The organism is Xanthomonas arboricola pv. populi (genome assembly GCF_002939945.1).
GTDB classification, from domain to species: Bacteria; Pseudomonadota; Gammaproteobacteria; order Xanthomonadales; family Xanthomonadaceae; genus Xanthomonas; species Xanthomonas arboricola_A.
Genome location: NZ_MDEB01000003.1, coordinates 46,372 through 61,246 on the forward strand (window position 1 = coordinate 46,372; position 14,875 = coordinate 61,246).

The following is a 14,875-nucleotide window of genomic DNA, read 5'->3' on the forward strand; positions in this document are numbered from 1 at the left end:
GAAGTAGAGAAGGCGCGCTGTGCTCAGGCCTGGCGCGCGTTGCGTTGCAGCCACGCATGTACGTCGGCAGTGCCATCGACGCGAAAGCGCGCGCTGGTCTGGGCGCGATCGCCCACCAGTACGCTCCAGCCGCCGAGGCGATTGGCCGCTTCGAAGCCGAATTCGTCGGTGAGGTCGTCGCCGACGAACACCGGCGTGCGGCCGGCGAATGCGCCGTGCTGCATCAGCTGTTCGACCGCCAGGCCCTTGTTGCTGCCTTCGGGCACGAATTCGACCACATGGTCGCCCGGTTGCAGGCGATAGCCGGAAAGCTGGGCGATTTCCTGCTGCGCGAAGGCGAGTACGTCAGGGCCGGCAAGCGGTTGCGCGCGCCAATGCAGCGCGACGCTGACGCCCTTGTCTTCGACCAGTACACCGGGATGACGGTGCGTGAGTGCGGCGGCGCGTTGGTGCAGGCCATGCAGCCACTCGGAGGTGTCCTGCGGCATCGCCGCGCGTGCAGCGATATCGCTGCGAAGTTCGTGTCCGTGCAGGCCGGCGGCCGGGAGCAGCAGCGGCGCGAACAAGGCGTCCAGTTGCGACAGCGGTCGTCCGCTGACCAGTGCCACTGCACCATGCAGGCGGTCACTTAACTGGCCGATGGCCGCGCGGACCTCGGGCAGGAGCCGCACAGCCTCGGGGCTGTCGGCAAAGTCGATGAGGGTACCGTCCACGTCCAGAAACAATGCGCAGGCATCGTCCAGCAATGGCGGCGACGGAAGGGGGGAGTGCACGTCTGCCATCGCGCTAGTGTGCGCAAGGCGATGTGATATTCAGGTTATGCAACGGCGGCTGCCATCCCTTCTCCCATCGGGAGAAGGTGCCCCGACGGGGCGGATGAGGGTACGGGCGAAGCCTCGTGCGGTTGGAGTAACGCAGGGCTTCGCCCCGTACCCTCACCCCAACCCCTCTCCCGCGGGAGAGGGGCTAGAGCACGCTCCCGAGGGGAAAGGGGGGTTGCAGCTTGCGCTGTTGCTCAGAAGCTATACCGCACCCGCCCATACCAATACGCGCCATTGCTGCCGATCGGCGAGAGCACGTCGTACGGCAGGTTGCCGAAGTAGGCGATGTCGTCGATGGAGCGGTCCGAGTAGTTGTCGAGAATGTTCTGGCCGCCGATCGCCAGCGTCCACTGCGTGCCCAGGTGGTACTCGGCTTCCAGGTCCAGCTGCCATTCCGCGCCATAGGTCTGGCGTGGCACGAAACCGCCGCCGAAGTCGAACACGCGCGTGGCGCTGCCGTAGCGATTGACCCGGGTCTGCAGGTTCCAGTGCTCGTTGTTCCAGTTGGCGGCCAGCGCGGCGCGTGTGCGCGGCGCCGCATCGGTAAGCGTGTTGCTCTCTTCGATACCGAACAGCACGTAGTCCGGGTCCAGCGCGAGCAGCTGCGCCGGGGTGCCGATGACGTTCTTCAACTCGGTCTTGGCGTAGCTGTAGGTGCCGGTCAGCAGCAGGTCGCCGCCGAAGGCGTACTGGCGCCAGTTGCCGACCAGCTCGGCGCCGCGGGTGCGGGTGTCGGCGGCGTTGAGGAAATAGCTGGCGCTCTGCACGCCGCTGACGCCGAAGTTCTGCTGCACAAACTCCGTCAGCGTGGTGCCGGTGATGTCTTCGGACAGGGCGATGCGGTCGTCGATATCGATCTGGAAGAAGTCCAGCGACAGGTCGAAGTGATCGCCCAGCTGGCTGGTGAAGCCCAGGCTGTAATTGAGCGATTTTTCCGGTTTCAGATCGGTGGCGCCGAGCGCGCGTGCGATCGGGTTGTTGACCGACAGCAGGCGGCCCTGGGTCAGGCGGCCGGCGGCGTCATAACCGGTGGACGTGGCTTCGTAGCCGATCTGGCTGAGCGAGGGCGCACGCACGTTGTTGGAGACCGCACCGCGCAGCGCGAATGCCGGGGCGAAGGCATAGCGCGCCGCCAGCTTGCCGGTCCACTGGCTGCCGAAATCCTGGTAATGCTCGTAACGGCCGGCCAGGTCGGTGGAGAACTTGTCGCCGAACTGGCTGGACACGTTGGCGTAGGCGCTGGCCACATTGCGCGACAGATCGGCTTCGTCCTGTGGGGTCAGCCCGCCGCCGGCCTGCGAGCCGGTGGGGCGATCGGTGAACGGGCCGGCCGCATAGCTGGCCGGGTCGCCGGCATGCGTGCGGTATTGCTCGCGGCGGAATTCGGCACCGGTGCCGAAGGTGTGGGTGGCGCCGGCCGCATCGAACACGCGGGTCAGGTCCAGATTGCCCACGGTCTGCGCAAAGGCGAAATCGCCGGTCTTGAAGCGGGTGGTGCTGCCCGGGCCGAGCGAGGCGTTGAGCGAGTTGCGCAGCCGGTAGGTGAAGTCATTGCGGCCGTAGTTGACGCTGGCGTCGTAGTCCCAGTTGCCGAGTTGCCCGCGCGCGCCGGCGACGACCTGCAGATCGCGGTTCTCGCCTTCGGAAATCGGGCGGTAGCCGTTGGGATAGATCTCACGCCAGTTGGCGCTGCCGTCCGGGTAACGGAAGTAATTGGCGCCTTCGGTGTCGCGCTGGTTGTAGGTGCCGAAGGCGTAGAACTCGCCGTTGGCGCTGAAGGGCACCTTGGTGTTGAGCCAGGCGTTCAGGCCCTTGGTGGCGCCATCGCCGAGCACGTAATTGCGCTTGCCGGCCAGCGCCAGATTGGCCGGGGTCTGTTCTTCGAACGACGGAATCTGGTCGAAGCCGGCGCGATTGGTCGCCTCGCGATTCTTCAGCTCCAGGCCGACCTTGAAAAAGCCGCCATCATCGCCGAGCAGGCTGCCGACCTTGGCGCTGGCGTAGCTGGTCTGGCCGTCGGTGACGCGGCGATTGATCGGCTCCACATCGGTGTTGTAGGCGCCGAAGCTGGCTTCCAGCTCGCCACGCTCGGGGTTGTCGTCCAGGATCACGTTGATGACGCCGGCGATCGCGTCCGAGCCGTATTGCGCGCCGGCACCGTCGCGCAGCACTTCGATGCGCTTGATCGCATTGATCGGGATGGAATTGAAATCCACCGGCGTGGTGCCCTTGCCGATCTTGCTGTCGGTATTGACCAGCGCCGAAGTGTGGCGGCGCTTGCCGTTGACCAGCACCAGCACCTGGTCGGGCGAGAGCCCACGCAACTGCGCGGCGCGGATATGGTCGGCACCGCCGGAGTTGGACTGGCGCGGGAAGTTGAACGAGGGCAGCAGCGCCTGCAGCGCGCTGCCCAGCTCACCGTTGACCACGCCGGCCTTGCGGATGTCCTCGGCGGTGAGCACGTCCACCGGCACGGTCGATTCCAGCACGGTGCGGTCGCTGGCGCGGGTGCCGGTGACGATCACGGTGTCCAGCGTGGTGGCGCCGGGGGCGGCCTGCTGGGCCTGTGCATTGGCGCTCAACGCGGCGGCCACGGCCAGGCCGATGGCCGAAAGGGTGGGGCGGGTCATCTCTCTCTCCTGCGACAGCAACTGCGAACGCGCCGCGCGGTCGGCATCCGGCCGGGCAGGGCGCAAAGGGTTCGGATCGTCCACATTCATCCGGATGGAAAGATATTATCGCGTTGTTCAGGCGCGTGCGAGATGGCACAGTGCGCGCACGCCGGCATCGGCTGATGCCGGCCCTGCATGAGCCCGCCCCCGATCCGTCGTAAAAATACTCGTTGTGGAGAAGTCGATGAAGTTGCTGCCGTCCTGCCTGCTTGCCGCCATGCTGGCGCTGTCCGCCTGCGCCACCACCCCCGGCGGCGCGCCGGGTTCGACCACTGCCAGCCTGCAAGGCGATGCGGCGCGGCCGGCGGCGGCGCGCGGCTGGGTGCGCAGCGAGCTGTACTTCGGCGTGGGCGAGGAAACCGGCCCGGCCGATCGCCCGCAGACCCGCACCATCGACGAAACCCAGTGGCGCGCATTTCTGGACAAGGAAGTGACCCCACGCTTTCCCGACGGCCTGACCGTGTTCGACGCCTACGGCCAGTGGCTGTTCCGCGGCGCCAAGGAGCCGAACCGGCTGGGCACCAAGGTGCTGGTGATCCTGCATGAAGACACCCCGCAGCGGCGCAACGACATCGAGGCGATCCGCCTGGCCTGGAAGCAGGCCACCGGCCACCAGTCGGTGCTGTGGTCGCGGCAGGCGGTGGAGGTGTCGTTCTGAGTGGCGCCGCCTGGAGCGGCCGCCGAACCTGTTGTGCGGCCGCGGCGTGGGCATCGGTACCGGCGAGCGCTGCGCGTGCGGTGCAGTGATGCGCCGCATTCGTGTCTTTCCAACGGGCAGTGCCGTGCCGGGTGACCTGGCGACCCTGGCGACCCTTCGGCTTGGCTATCTGCGGCGGTTGCGTGTGGGCGCGGCCCGCGTGCTGTTGTCGACTGCGCTCACCGGCCTGTCGTTTGCGGCCGTGGCGCGCGATACCAGCGTGCAGGTGACGATCGACGCGCACACGCATGCGGCCGCCACGTTGGTCGGCGAACGCCTGCATGTGGTGTTCACCCCGGGCGGCAAGGAGCAATGGATCGACGCGAACATGGATCAGGGCGGAGGCGGCACCGGCGTGGACAGCGACGACTACAACTTCGACGGACATCCGGATCTTGCGGTGTCGGCGATGCTCGGCCAGGTCAACGAAGCGGTGCTGGTATTTGTGTTCGATCCGGCGCAACGGCGCTTTCGTGCACTGACCGCGCCCACGCGCCCGGCAGTGCAATGCGAAGGCTTCTTTAATCTGACGCCAGACACGCAGCAGCGCAGCCTGACCAGCTCCTGCCGCAGCGGGCCGATGTGGTACGCCGACGTGTATCGCTACGCCGCCGATGGGCGGCTGTATGTGGCCACGACGCAGCAGCCGATCGCCTCGCCGGACATCCAGACCTTGCTGGATCCGGGCAGCGACGATGGCATGCCGCTGTCGGTATGGCCGCGCTACGACGCGCGTGGCGTGCGGGTGTCCAGCGCAATCGGCACCACGCTGGACGCGCCGATGCCGATGCCGGTGCAGTTGCACGTGCAGGTTGCGCGTCTGCCGCTATACGCCACCCCTACGACGACCAGCACCAGGCGCTATCTGGTACAGGGCGATCGGGCCGACGCGCTGGATGTCAGCGCCGACGCCACGCGGGTGCAGGTGCGCTATCGCAGCGCCAAGCGCGGCGACAGCATCGGCTGGATCGAGGTCGCTGCGGCGATGAAGTAGGGCCGTTGGTGCCACGCAGCCGCCTGGCACGGAACAGACCGGCGCAATCGCGGCAACACGCTCTGATCCACCTTGCCGCTGTCGCGCATGCTGGGCAGCGGCTACCATCGGCCGATCCCCATGCTTCCTGGCTCCCATGTCGGCCCCTTCCTCGCGTACTGCGGCATCGCCGCGCTGGTTCGTCGCCGGCGACCTCAATGGCTTCTTCGGCCTGGTCGTCGACAATCTCTCCATCCTCGGTTTCATCGCGATGGCACTGGTCGGGATGTTCCAGTTCCCGGCCGAAGTGGTGTTCGGGCGCATGTTTCCCGGCACCGCGTTCGGCGTGCTGGTAGGCAACCTGCTCTACACCTTGATGGCGCGACGGCTGGCCGCACGCAGCGGGCGCGACGACGTCACCGCGATGCCGCTGGGCCTGGATGCGCCGACCAGCATCGGCATGGCGCTGCTGGTGCTGGGCCCGGCGTTCGTCGGCTTCAAGGCGCAGGGGCTGGATCCGCAGGCGGCCGCCATCGCCACCTGGAAACTCGGCATGGCCTCGCTGGTGGTGATGGGCCTGCTCAAGCTGGTGCTGTCGTTCGTCGGCGAAGCGGTCACGCGCGCGCTGCCGCGCGCGGCCTTGCTCGGTTCCATCGCCGGCATCGCGCTGGTGCTGATGGGCTTGTTGCCGCTGCTGGAAACCCTGCGTTCGCCGGTGGCCGGCTTCGTCACCCTGGGCCTGCTGCTGTACGTGTTGCTGGCCAAGGGCCGGTTGCCGACCAAGTTGCCCGGCGTGCTGGTGGCATTCGTGATCGGCACTGCGCTGTATTACGGGCTGGGATTGGCGGGCCTGGGCGCACCGGGCTTCGCAGTGCCAACATTCACGCCGCCGAAGATCGTGTTGCCGCTGCCGAACCTGGGCTTCATCGACGGCCTGCCCGCCACGGTGGCGTACCTGCCGCTGCTGCTGCCGTTCGGCCTGTTGATGGTGGTGGGCGGCATCAATGTCAGCGAGAGCGCACGCGCCGCAGGCGATGACTACCGCACCCGCGACATTTTGCTGGTGGAGGCGTTGGCGACGCTGGTCGCAGGCGTGTGCGGCGGAGTGGCGCAGACCACGCCGTACATCGGCCAGCCGGCCTACAAGCATATGGGCGCGCGCTCCGGTTATACGTTGCTGACCGGCGTGTTCGTCGGCATCGGCGGCATGCTCGGTGTGATCTCCGGGTTGGTGCAGTGGCTGCCGCTGGCGGTGCTGGCGCCGATCATCGTGTACGTGTCGATCGACATCACCACGCAGGCGTTCCAGGCCACGCCCAGGCAGCATGCCGGTGCGATGGTGCTGGGCTTTCTGCCGTCGGTGGCGTATCTGCTGACCATCAAGGCACCGGGCTGGATCGCGCCGGATCAACTTGTGGCACTCACCACCAAACTCGATGGACACGGCCTGCCGGAGTTGGCGGTGATCTTCGCGCTGGGCAATGGCTTCATCATCACCGCGATGCTGTGGATCGCCGCCGTGGCGGCGATGATCGATGGCCGGCTGCGCCGCAGCGCGGTCTTTCTGCTGGTGGCCGCCGGGCTGACGCTGTTCGGCCTGATCCATTCGGTGGACCCGCGCGGTGGCATCTATCTGCCATGGTCGCTGCACGGCCTGGCGCGCGTGATCAGCTGGCAGTTCGTGGGTGCCTATGTCGCGCTGGCGGTGACTTTGCTGCTGCTCTCGTTGCTGCCCGCACGGAAGGACGCAGTGCAATGACATCCTGCTCAGGTGTGTTGCGCGTGGTCATCGGTGGCGCGCTGTTGCTTGGCGCCGGCGGTGCCTGGGCGGCGTCGTTCGATTGCAAGCAGGCAGGCACCGCAGTCGAAAAACGGCTGTGCGCGGTGCCGGCGCTGGGTAATCTGGACGATCAGTTGGACGAGTCCTATCGGGCGCTGCTGGACACCACGCCGCGTAGCGCGGTCGCAGGCGTGCGTGATCAGCAACGCGCCTGGCTGCGGCAGCGCAATGCCTGCGCGCAGGACGCCAAGCTGGACGACTGCCTGCAACGCACATTGAAGGCCAGGGCCGATGTGCTGGCCAAGGCGCTCACCGCGCAGCAACAGGCGCTGGATCGCATCATTGCCAGTATTCCCACCGCGCCGGCCGACGCCGCGCGCCAGTTGCAGGGCTACGACACGCCGCTGGCTTCGGCGTGGCTGGCGTATCTGCATCAGTTCGTCCCTGCAGCCGGCGTGGATGCGGCGCTGGCGAGTGCGCGGTTTGAAAGTGCGCGCAAGGCGCTGCGCAAGGTCGACGGCTTCGCCGCATCCTTGCTCGACGATGTGGATGGCATGCCCGCCATGCAGGCGCAGGAACGCGTTTTGACATTGCTGCGGATGTGGATCGAACGCGACGACAGCGATCAGCGCCCGTACGTGCATTGCTTCATCTTCGCTGCAGTGGGGGAGCCGGCGTACGATGCGTTCGGCTCGTTGTATGGCTCCAGCCGCGACGGGTTCGCGCCGATCTGCCAGCCGCCGGGCGGTCTGTTTGCATTGGCCAGCTGGAAGCAGCTGGATGCCGGCTTCGACGGGTTGATCGAGGCCCTGAGCAAGGACGCCGGCACCATTCGCTATGCCAGTTACGCCGAGTGGAAAATCATCGCGCTACGGGCGTCGGTGTCGCCATTGCTGTACCTGACACCGGCGTTGCGCAAGCGCTACGGCGAGGATCCGGACAAGGCGATTGCCGCCTGGACCGGGGAAGACAGCGACTGGCCGGCGGCACAGCGCAAGGCCGTGCGCGCGTTGCTGCCGAAGGTGCGCGCCGACACTGCCGCATGGCTGGTGCGCGAGAAGCGCCTGCCTGCGAAACAGGCCGAGCAGGCGGCCGCCGCGATCGTGGCGGCCTGGGTAAATGCGCGGCTGGATTTCGCGAGCTGAGAGCGGTGGGCACGCCTGCTCTCGGATTTCAGGCGGGTGGCGGTGTCGCTTGGTGCGGCAACGCGGTCGTCCTGGTCCGAGACCAGGTGATGTGGATGAGCCAAAGCCAAAGCATGCGATCTGCGGCTTGGCTGCAGGGTCCTTGCCCGCCCACCGTCGCAGGACACGCCGTGAATCCGTCCATGGAGGCTCTTACGCGGCATCCGTGCCGCGTAAGGTCCCGCGACGGTGGGCGGGCAAGGACCCGTCGAGATGGTCGGTGTGCATGGTAAGAGCAGTCCTGGATGCGCCTTTTTCGATCATGAAGCATCGGCTCCACGTCTGATGCACACAGCACGACAGACAGTTTTTTAAGTGAGCGCCGACCAGTTGTCTGGCTCGGCGTCCTCGACGCTGCGAGTTTGCTGCAGGGCCCTTGCCCGCCCACCATCGCGGGACACGCTGCAAGTACGTCCTTGTAAGCTCTTACGCGGCATCCATGCCGCGTAAGGTCCCGCGACGGTGGGCGGGCAAGGGCCGGTCGAGATGGTCGGTGCGCATGGAAGAGCAGTGCTGGATGCGCCCTGTTCGATCATGACGTATCGGCTCCATGTCTGAGGGGCGCGGCACTACAGATAGCTTTTCGAACGAGCGCCGACCAACTGTCTAGTGCGGTGTCCTCACCGGTTGCGGGACCGTGTGGCGGCATGGATGCCGCCACCGAGCCCCCAGGGATGGGTTCACGGCGTGTCCCGCAAGCGGTGAGGGCGCCGCGCCCTCGATTCAGTGCTCGATTGCAGCATCGCCGCACATCGATGGAACCACCGCGATCTCTCATGGTCACACCGTGGATGGTGTCGATGTAAGGAGTTCCATGATGCAATCCAAGTCTTCGCGTTGGCCGTGGCTGCTGGCGGTGCCGGTGGTGGTCGGCGCTGCCTGGTGGCTGTTCAGCGGGTCACCCACTGCGCCGGGCGCCTTGCCAGCGCCGATCAGCCGGACCGCCAGCGCCGTGGCAGCGGCGGTGACCACGGCGCCGCCGGTGCCGGCGGGGCCGCGGCATCCGGTGCAGCAGCTCTCGGCCGATGCCGCTGACGCCGCGATCCCTGCGCTGGCTCAGAGCGATGCGGCTGCGTGGGAGGCCTTGCTGGCGTTGGTGCAGGACGATGGTGCATTGTCGATCGTGCTGCGCAAGCATCTGATCGAGCGCGTGGTGGTGATGATCGACAATCTCACCCAGCCCAGCATCAGTCGTCGCGCCTCGGTGCTGCAGCCGGTGCCGGGTGAGCTTTCGGTGTCCGATGCCACCGGGAGTGCGGTGATCGATCAGGCCAATGCGGCGCGTTACGCGCCTTACGTGGCGGCATTCACCCAGGTTGATGCGCAGGCGCTGGTACGCAGTTATGTGCGTTTCTATCCGCTGTTGCAACAGGCGTATGCCGATCTGGGCGCGCCGGACCGCTACTTCAACGACCGCGTGATCGATGTGATCGATCATCTGCTGCGCACGCCCGACCCGGCACAGCCGATCAAGGTGCAGCGCGACGAGCGCGGCCGTTATCGTTTTGTCGACCCGGCGTTGGAGTCGCTGTCGGTCGGTCAAAAGGCGCTGCTGCGGCTGGGGCCGACGCAAGCGGCTGCAGTGAAGGCGCAGTTGCAGCAGATCCGGACGGCGTTGCTGCAGGGACGTTGAAGCGGCGTGTGGTGACGCGAGGATAAGGCCGTCCGAGTACGGCCTTGCACGTCTTACAGCGGTGTAAGCTCCATTCCAGCAGGGAAGCAACGCAAGTTCGGCGGCACGCGCTACGCCACGTGCCGCCATTGCTTACGCCGCGTCCAGCTCCGGATAATGGCGGAAGATGCCATTGGTGTTGAACGCCACTCGCCGTTCGGAGGCGAGATAGGCCGCGATGCGCGGGCGCGCGGCCACGCGCTGCTGCAAGGCCTTCAGGCCGGGAAGATCGGACGATAGTGTCTTCATGCGCTTGGGGAACATGTAGTCCAGCCCGCTGACCAGCTGGAACAGCGACAGGTCCACGTACGAGTGCGCGCCCAGCACATGGGTGCCGCCGGCCTGTTGCAGCACCTGCTCGAAGTAGCCCAGGAACTTGGGCAGGCGGTTGTCGCGCAGATCCTCCGCACGCTTGGCCGCTTCGTTTTTCTGGTCTTCGTAGTACAGGCCGGTGGCGATCGGATGATGGCTGTCGTGCACCTCGGCCACCAGATCGGCGATGGTCAGCTGCAATTGCAATGCCTGGATGCGCTGTGCGTCCGAGTCCGGCACCAGCCGCAGTTGTGGCCCGATGGCATGCAGGATGGCCGCGACTTGCGCAACCACCGTGTCGCCGGCCTTGAGGAAGGGCGGCGCGAACGGTTGGGCGCCGGTTCTGTTGCCTTCCAGAAAGGCATTCATCACCTCATCGCCTTCGACACGCGCCACGTCGGTGTAGTCGGCACCGGCATCTTCCAGTGCGAGGCGGACGAATTCGCCGCGGCCTTGCAGGCCGGTCCAGTAGTAGAGCTGGTAGTGCATGTGCTGCTCCGCGATTGACAGCGCCACAGCCTAGAAACTGCGCGGCTAGGCGGGCGTGATCGAAGCGTCAGCGGGCTGTGACTCGGTACCGTCGTGCGGTTGCGCCAGCAGCCAGGCCAGCTTGCGTGCGCGCGGCTGCTGCTTGAGCTGCCATTCCGCACGTGAGGCGGCGGCGCGGTCCGCATACGGATGGCTGGCAAGCATTTCCAGCGGCGGATGTGCACGCGTGTAGCGCGCGCCGGTTCCGCGCTGATGTGCCTGGAAGCGCCGCTCCAGATCGTTGGTGATGCCGACGTAATAACTGCCGTTGCGGCACAGCAGCAGGTAGAGGTGCCAGGGCTTGGATGCATCCATGTACCCATTATCGCCATTGGCCGGGTGTCGTGCAGCGAGGGTCTTGGCGAGCGCCGGGCACGGATGACCGGCACGCTGCGACGCGTGAGTGAATAACCATCTAAACATTGGTTATTTGACGCTTGAGCCAGCTGCAAACAGCATGCGCTACTGCATTGCAGCGCCGTTTCGGCTTGCGCTGCGCAAGGGTCGCCGTGCATGCACAGCGACCGCCAACTCGCAGTTCCCCACGCTGCTGCAAGACAGCCGACGCCACGAAAGGACGTACATGCCTGCGCGACACCGGACCCCTGCAAGGATCCTCGCTGCTTCGAAATGGTTGGCCAGGCCGCAGGTGTTGGCGTGGAGTCTGGCGTGGGCAGTTACGCCGGTGCTGGCAGATGAGGTGGGCGAGGCTGCCGCGACGCCGGAGCGTGCCGCGCAGACCCTGGGTGCGGTCACCGTGACTGCTACGCGCCGCGAAACCACCTTGCAGCAAGTTCCGCTGGCGGTATCGGTGGTCCAGGGCGAGACGCTGGAGCGCGAAAACCGCAACAGCGTGGCCGACCTGCCGGCGCTGGTGCCCAGCCTGACCTTCCGCACCGGTGCCTCCAACAAGGACACCTCGTTGTTCCTGCGTGGCGTTGGCACCATCTCCACATCGCCAGGGGTCGAGCCCAGCGTGGCCACGGTAATCGACGGCGTGGTGCTGGGGCGTCCGGGCCAGGCCACGCTGGACCTGCTCGATGTCGAGCGCATCGAAGTCCTGCGCGGGCCGCAGGGCACCTTGTTCGGCAAGAACGCCTCGGCCGGCGTGCTCAATATCGTCAGCAAGCCGGCGCCGGAGCTGTTCGGCGGCTATGTGGATTATTCGCACTTCGGTGGCGGCGACGAAGACCGCGTGCGTGCCAGTGTCGGCGGCACGCTGGTGCCGGAGCTGCTCAAGGCCAGCGTGTCGGCGTTGTGGGCCGACTACGGCGGCAACGTGCGCAATGTGGCTGACGGCCAGACCGTCAACGGCGACCGGCGCTCCGGCGCGCGGCTGCGGCTGGACCTGACCCCGAACCCCGGCTTGAACGCGACGCTGCTCGCCGACTACCTGCAATCGCACAGCGATGCGCCCAGCGGGGTGGTGGTGGCCAGCACGCGTGCGGACTTCGCCGCGGCGCTGGCACCGGTCGTCGCCAGCGCCGACAACCGGCAGATCAACAGCGATTACCGCACGCAGCTGGACGACACCAACAAGGGCGCCTCGCTGCAGCTGGAACAGCAGCTCGGCGATGCGCTGCTGACCTCGATCAGCGCGTGGCGGCAGTGGGACAACACCCAGTTCCAGGATGGCGATCGCACCGCGCAACGCAGCGCGGCGTTTCCGTCCTCGCACGACCGTGGCGACCTGGGCTACACGCAGTATTCGCAGGAATTGCGCATCCAGACCCCGCGCGATCGTGCGCTTGAAGCAGTCGCCGGGCTGTATTACCTGCATGCGCGCAATGACGAAACCTATCGCCGCACGGTGACGACGCCAACCGCCAGCGACGTGGGTGTGGCCGATTACGCCACCCGCGCGGAAACCTATGCGGCATTCGGCGAAGCGACCTGGCACTGGCGCCCGGATCTGCGCGCCCTGCTGGGCGCACGCTTTACCCGCGATACGCTCGACTACCGGCATCAGCGCGTGTCCAGCTCCGCAACGTCAGTCACCGGTATCCAGCCGTCCACGGCAAGCAGCGGAAGCACCGCGGAAGACGGGGTGTCGGGCCGCACCGGCCTGCAGTACGACTTGGATGCGCAGACCACCGGTTACCTCACCTATTCGCGCGGCTACAAGGGCCCGGCCTACAACGTGTTCTTCAACACGCAGCCGCGCGATACGCCGGCGCTCAAGCCGGAGACCTCCAACGCCTGGGAACTGGGCCTGAAGGCGCGTGCGTTGGACGATCGCCTCAGTGCGAACGTCGCGCTGTTCCATACCGAATACGCCAACTATCAGGCCAACTTCTTCGACACCGTGGCCGGGCAGGTGGTGACGCGCCTGATCAACGCCGGGCAGGTGCGCACGCAGGGCCTGGAGCTGGACCTGGATTACCGGCCCACCGAGCGGCTCAGCCTGGCCGCCTCGCTGGCCTACACGCAGGCGCGCATCCAGCGGTTTGCCTGCCCCGCTGCAGCGGCGGCCAACTGCAATGTCGACGGCAGGCCGCTGCCGTTTTCGCCGGACTGGAAGGGCAATCTGCGTGCCGGGTATCGCCTGCCGCTGCGCGGCAGCCTGGCGCTGGAATTCAACGGCGACGTGAGCTGGCAGGACAGCGTGCAGTACGACCTCAGCCAGACCCCGCAGACCATCCAGGGCCCGTATGCGATCTGGAACGCCAGCATCGCGCTGGCCGACGATGCGCATGGCTGGCGGGTGGCGGTGCTCGGTCGCAATCTCGGCGACCGCGCGTACGCGCCGCTATTGGCCAATGCCACCGGCAACGTGTACCGGCTGGTGCCGCGTGACGACCAGCGCTATGTCGGGCTGCAAGTGCACAAGGATTTTTGACGATGTCCGTGATGCGTTTCGATGGTGATCCGAGCAGTGCAGGCGCGGCGCACGGTGGACGGCGATGAGCGCTGCACGACAGCTCTCGCTCGGGGCGTTCCTGATGGCCACGGGCCACCACGTGGCCGCGTGGCGGCACCCGCAGGCCAGTGCCGACCCGCTGGTGTTCGACCATTATCGCGAGATGGTGCGCATCGCCGAGGCCGCCAGGTTCGATGCGGTGTTCGTCGCCGACAGCCTGGCTGCAGCCGGCGGGCCGGTGGCGTCGCGGATGGCGCGCTCCAGCCTGTTCGAGCCGCTCACGCTGCTGAGTGCGTTGGCGGTGGTGAGCGAGCGCATCGGCCTGATCGCCACCATGAGCACCAGTTACAACGAGCCGTACCACGTGGCGCGCAAGTTCGCCTCGCTGGACCATCTGTCCGGCGGGCGCGCCGGCTGGAATCTGGTTACTTCCGATGCCGCCGATGAAGCATTGAACTTCAACCGCGACGCGCATTACGTGCATGCCGAGCGCTACGCGCGGGCGCGCGAATTCCAGCAAGTGGTCGCAGGGCTGTGGGACAGCTGGGACGACGATGCCTTCATCGCCGATACCGTCGCCGGCGTGCACTACGATCCGGCGCGGTTGCATGTGCTGGATCATCGCGGCGCGCACTTCCAGGTCCGCGGCCCGCTCAACATCGCGCGTGCGCCGCAGGGGCATCCGGTGCTGGTGCAGGCCGGCTCGTCCGAGCCAGGGCGCGCGCTGGCGGCGGAAACCGCCGAGGTGGTGTTCACCGCGCAATCGTCGCTGGCCAAGGCTCAGGCGTTCTATGCAGACATCAAGGGGCGGCTGGAACGGTTCGGGCGTTCGCGCGATGCGTTGAAGGTGATGCCGGGTGTGTTCATCGTGGTCGGGCAGAGCCAGGCCGAGGCGGAGGAAAAATTCGAGCAGTTCCAGGCGCTGGTGGAGCCGGAGGTCGGCATCGCGCTGCTGTCGCGCATGCTGGGCAATTTCGACCTGTCCGGCTATCCGCCCGATGGCCCGTTGCCGGAATTGCCGCTCACCGAAACCGGGCAACGCAGTCGCCAGCAGTTGTTTACCGAGCTGGCCGGACAGGAGCAACTGAGCATTGCCCAGCTCGGCCGGCGCATCGCAGGCGGGCGCGGGCATTACAGCCTGATCGGCACGCCCACGCAGATTGCCGACGAGCTGCAGACCTGGTTCGAGCAGGGCGCGGCCGACGGCTTCAACGTGCTGGTGCCGCATCTGCCCGGCGGCCTGGCCGAGGTCGCCACGCACCTGGTGCCCGAGTTACAGCGACGTGGACTGTTCCGGCGTGAATATGCCGGGCGCACCTTGCGCGATCATCTGGGGCTGGCACGTCCCGTCAATCGCTTCAGCGCACGCTGACTCA

11 protein-coding genes are annotated in these 14,875 nt (G+C 66.8%); 7 read left to right on the forward strand and 4 right to left on the reverse strand.

Annotated elements, in window-relative coordinates; all coding sequences use genetic code 11:
* Positions 1 to 23 precede the first annotated feature (23 nt).
* Together otsB and XaplCFBP3123_RS09655 are read right to left on the reverse strand one after the other, a co-directional pair.
* Positions 24 to 782 (reverse strand): trehalose-phosphatase, encoded by a 759-nt coding sequence (gene otsB, locus XaplCFBP3123_RS09650; protein ID WP_026064067.1) that lies wholly within the window; start codon positions 780 to 782, stop codon positions 24 to 26.
* 233 nt (positions 783 to 1,015) lie between these two features.
* Positions 1,016 to 3,451, reverse strand: a complete 2,436-nt coding sequence (locus XaplCFBP3123_RS09655; RefSeq protein ID WP_026064068.1) for a TonB-dependent receptor plug domain-containing protein — start codon at positions 3,449 to 3,451, stop codon at positions 1,016 to 1,018.
* Positions 3,452 to 3,677: 226 nt separating this feature from the next.
* On the opposite strand from XaplCFBP3123_RS09655, the gene XaplCFBP3123_RS09660 reads away from it, so the two are divergent.
* The 5 genes from XaplCFBP3123_RS09660 (at position 3,678) to XaplCFBP3123_RS09685 (ending at position 9,760) form a co-directional block, all read left to right on the forward strand.
* Positions 3,678 to 4,151, forward strand: a complete 474-nt coding sequence (locus XaplCFBP3123_RS09660; RefSeq protein WP_016901292.1) for a DUF3574 domain-containing protein — start codon at positions 3,678 to 3,680, stop codon at positions 4,149 to 4,151.
* A gap of 88 nt (positions 4,152 to 4,239) precedes the next feature.
* On the forward strand, positions 4,240 to 5,184 hold the full coding sequence (locus XaplCFBP3123_RS09665; RefSeq protein WP_253254182.1) for an XAC2610-related protein: 945 nt from the start codon (positions 4,240 to 4,242) through the stop codon (positions 5,182 to 5,184).
* Between the two features lie 136 nt (positions 5,185 to 5,320).
* Positions 5,321 to 6,922, forward strand: a complete 1,602-nt coding sequence (locus XaplCFBP3123_RS09670; protein ID WP_104533862.1) for a hypothetical protein — start codon at positions 5,321 to 5,323, stop codon at positions 6,920 to 6,922.
* Positions 6,919 to 8,088 (forward strand): lysozyme inhibitor LprI family protein, encoded by a 1,170-nt coding sequence (locus XaplCFBP3123_RS09675; protein WP_104533863.1) that lies wholly within the window; start codon positions 6,919 to 6,921, stop codon positions 8,086 to 8,088. The genes XaplCFBP3123_RS09670 and XaplCFBP3123_RS09675 overlap by 4 nt, the downstream gene beginning before the upstream one ends.
* An 856-nt stretch (positions 8,089 to 8,944) precedes the next feature.
* Positions 8,945 to 9,760 carry a DUF3014 domain-containing protein gene (locus XaplCFBP3123_RS09685; protein ID WP_104534232.1) on the forward strand — a complete coding sequence of 272 codons (816 nt, stop codon included), beginning with the start codon at positions 8,945 to 8,947 and terminating at the stop codon, positions 9,758 to 9,760.
* 132 nt (positions 9,761 to 9,892) lie between these two features.
* Here XaplCFBP3123_RS09685 and XaplCFBP3123_RS09690 read toward each other — a convergent pair whose 3' ends face one another.
* A complete protein-coding gene (locus XaplCFBP3123_RS09690) occupies positions 9,893 to 10,600 on the reverse strand; it encodes a glutathione S-transferase family protein (RefSeq protein ID WP_104533864.1) in 708 nt (235 codons plus the stop codon).
* 45 nt (positions 10,601 to 10,645) lie between these two features.
* Positions 10,646 to 10,954: a GIY-YIG nuclease family protein gene (locus tag XaplCFBP3123_RS09695; protein ID WP_104533865.1), complete on the reverse strand. Its 309-nt coding sequence runs from the start codon at positions 10,952 to 10,954 to the stop codon at positions 10,646 to 10,648.
* Positions 10,955 to 11,222: 268 nt separating this feature from the next.
* Between XaplCFBP3123_RS09695 and XaplCFBP3123_RS09700 the strand changes: the two genes are divergently transcribed.
* The gene (locus XaplCFBP3123_RS09700) at positions 11,223 to 13,478 is read left to right on the forward strand and encodes a TonB-dependent receptor (RefSeq protein ID WP_253254183.1); all 2,256 of its coding nucleotides are present in this window, start codon (positions 11,223 to 11,225) and stop codon (positions 13,476 to 13,478) included.
* Between the two features lie 64 nt (positions 13,479 to 13,542).
* Positions 13,543 to 14,871: an LLM class flavin-dependent oxidoreductase gene (locus XaplCFBP3123_RS09705; RefSeq protein WP_104533866.1), complete on the forward strand. Its 1,329-nt coding sequence runs from the start codon at positions 13,543 to 13,545 to the stop codon at positions 14,869 to 14,871.
* Positions 14,872 to 14,875 lie beyond the last annotated feature (4 nt).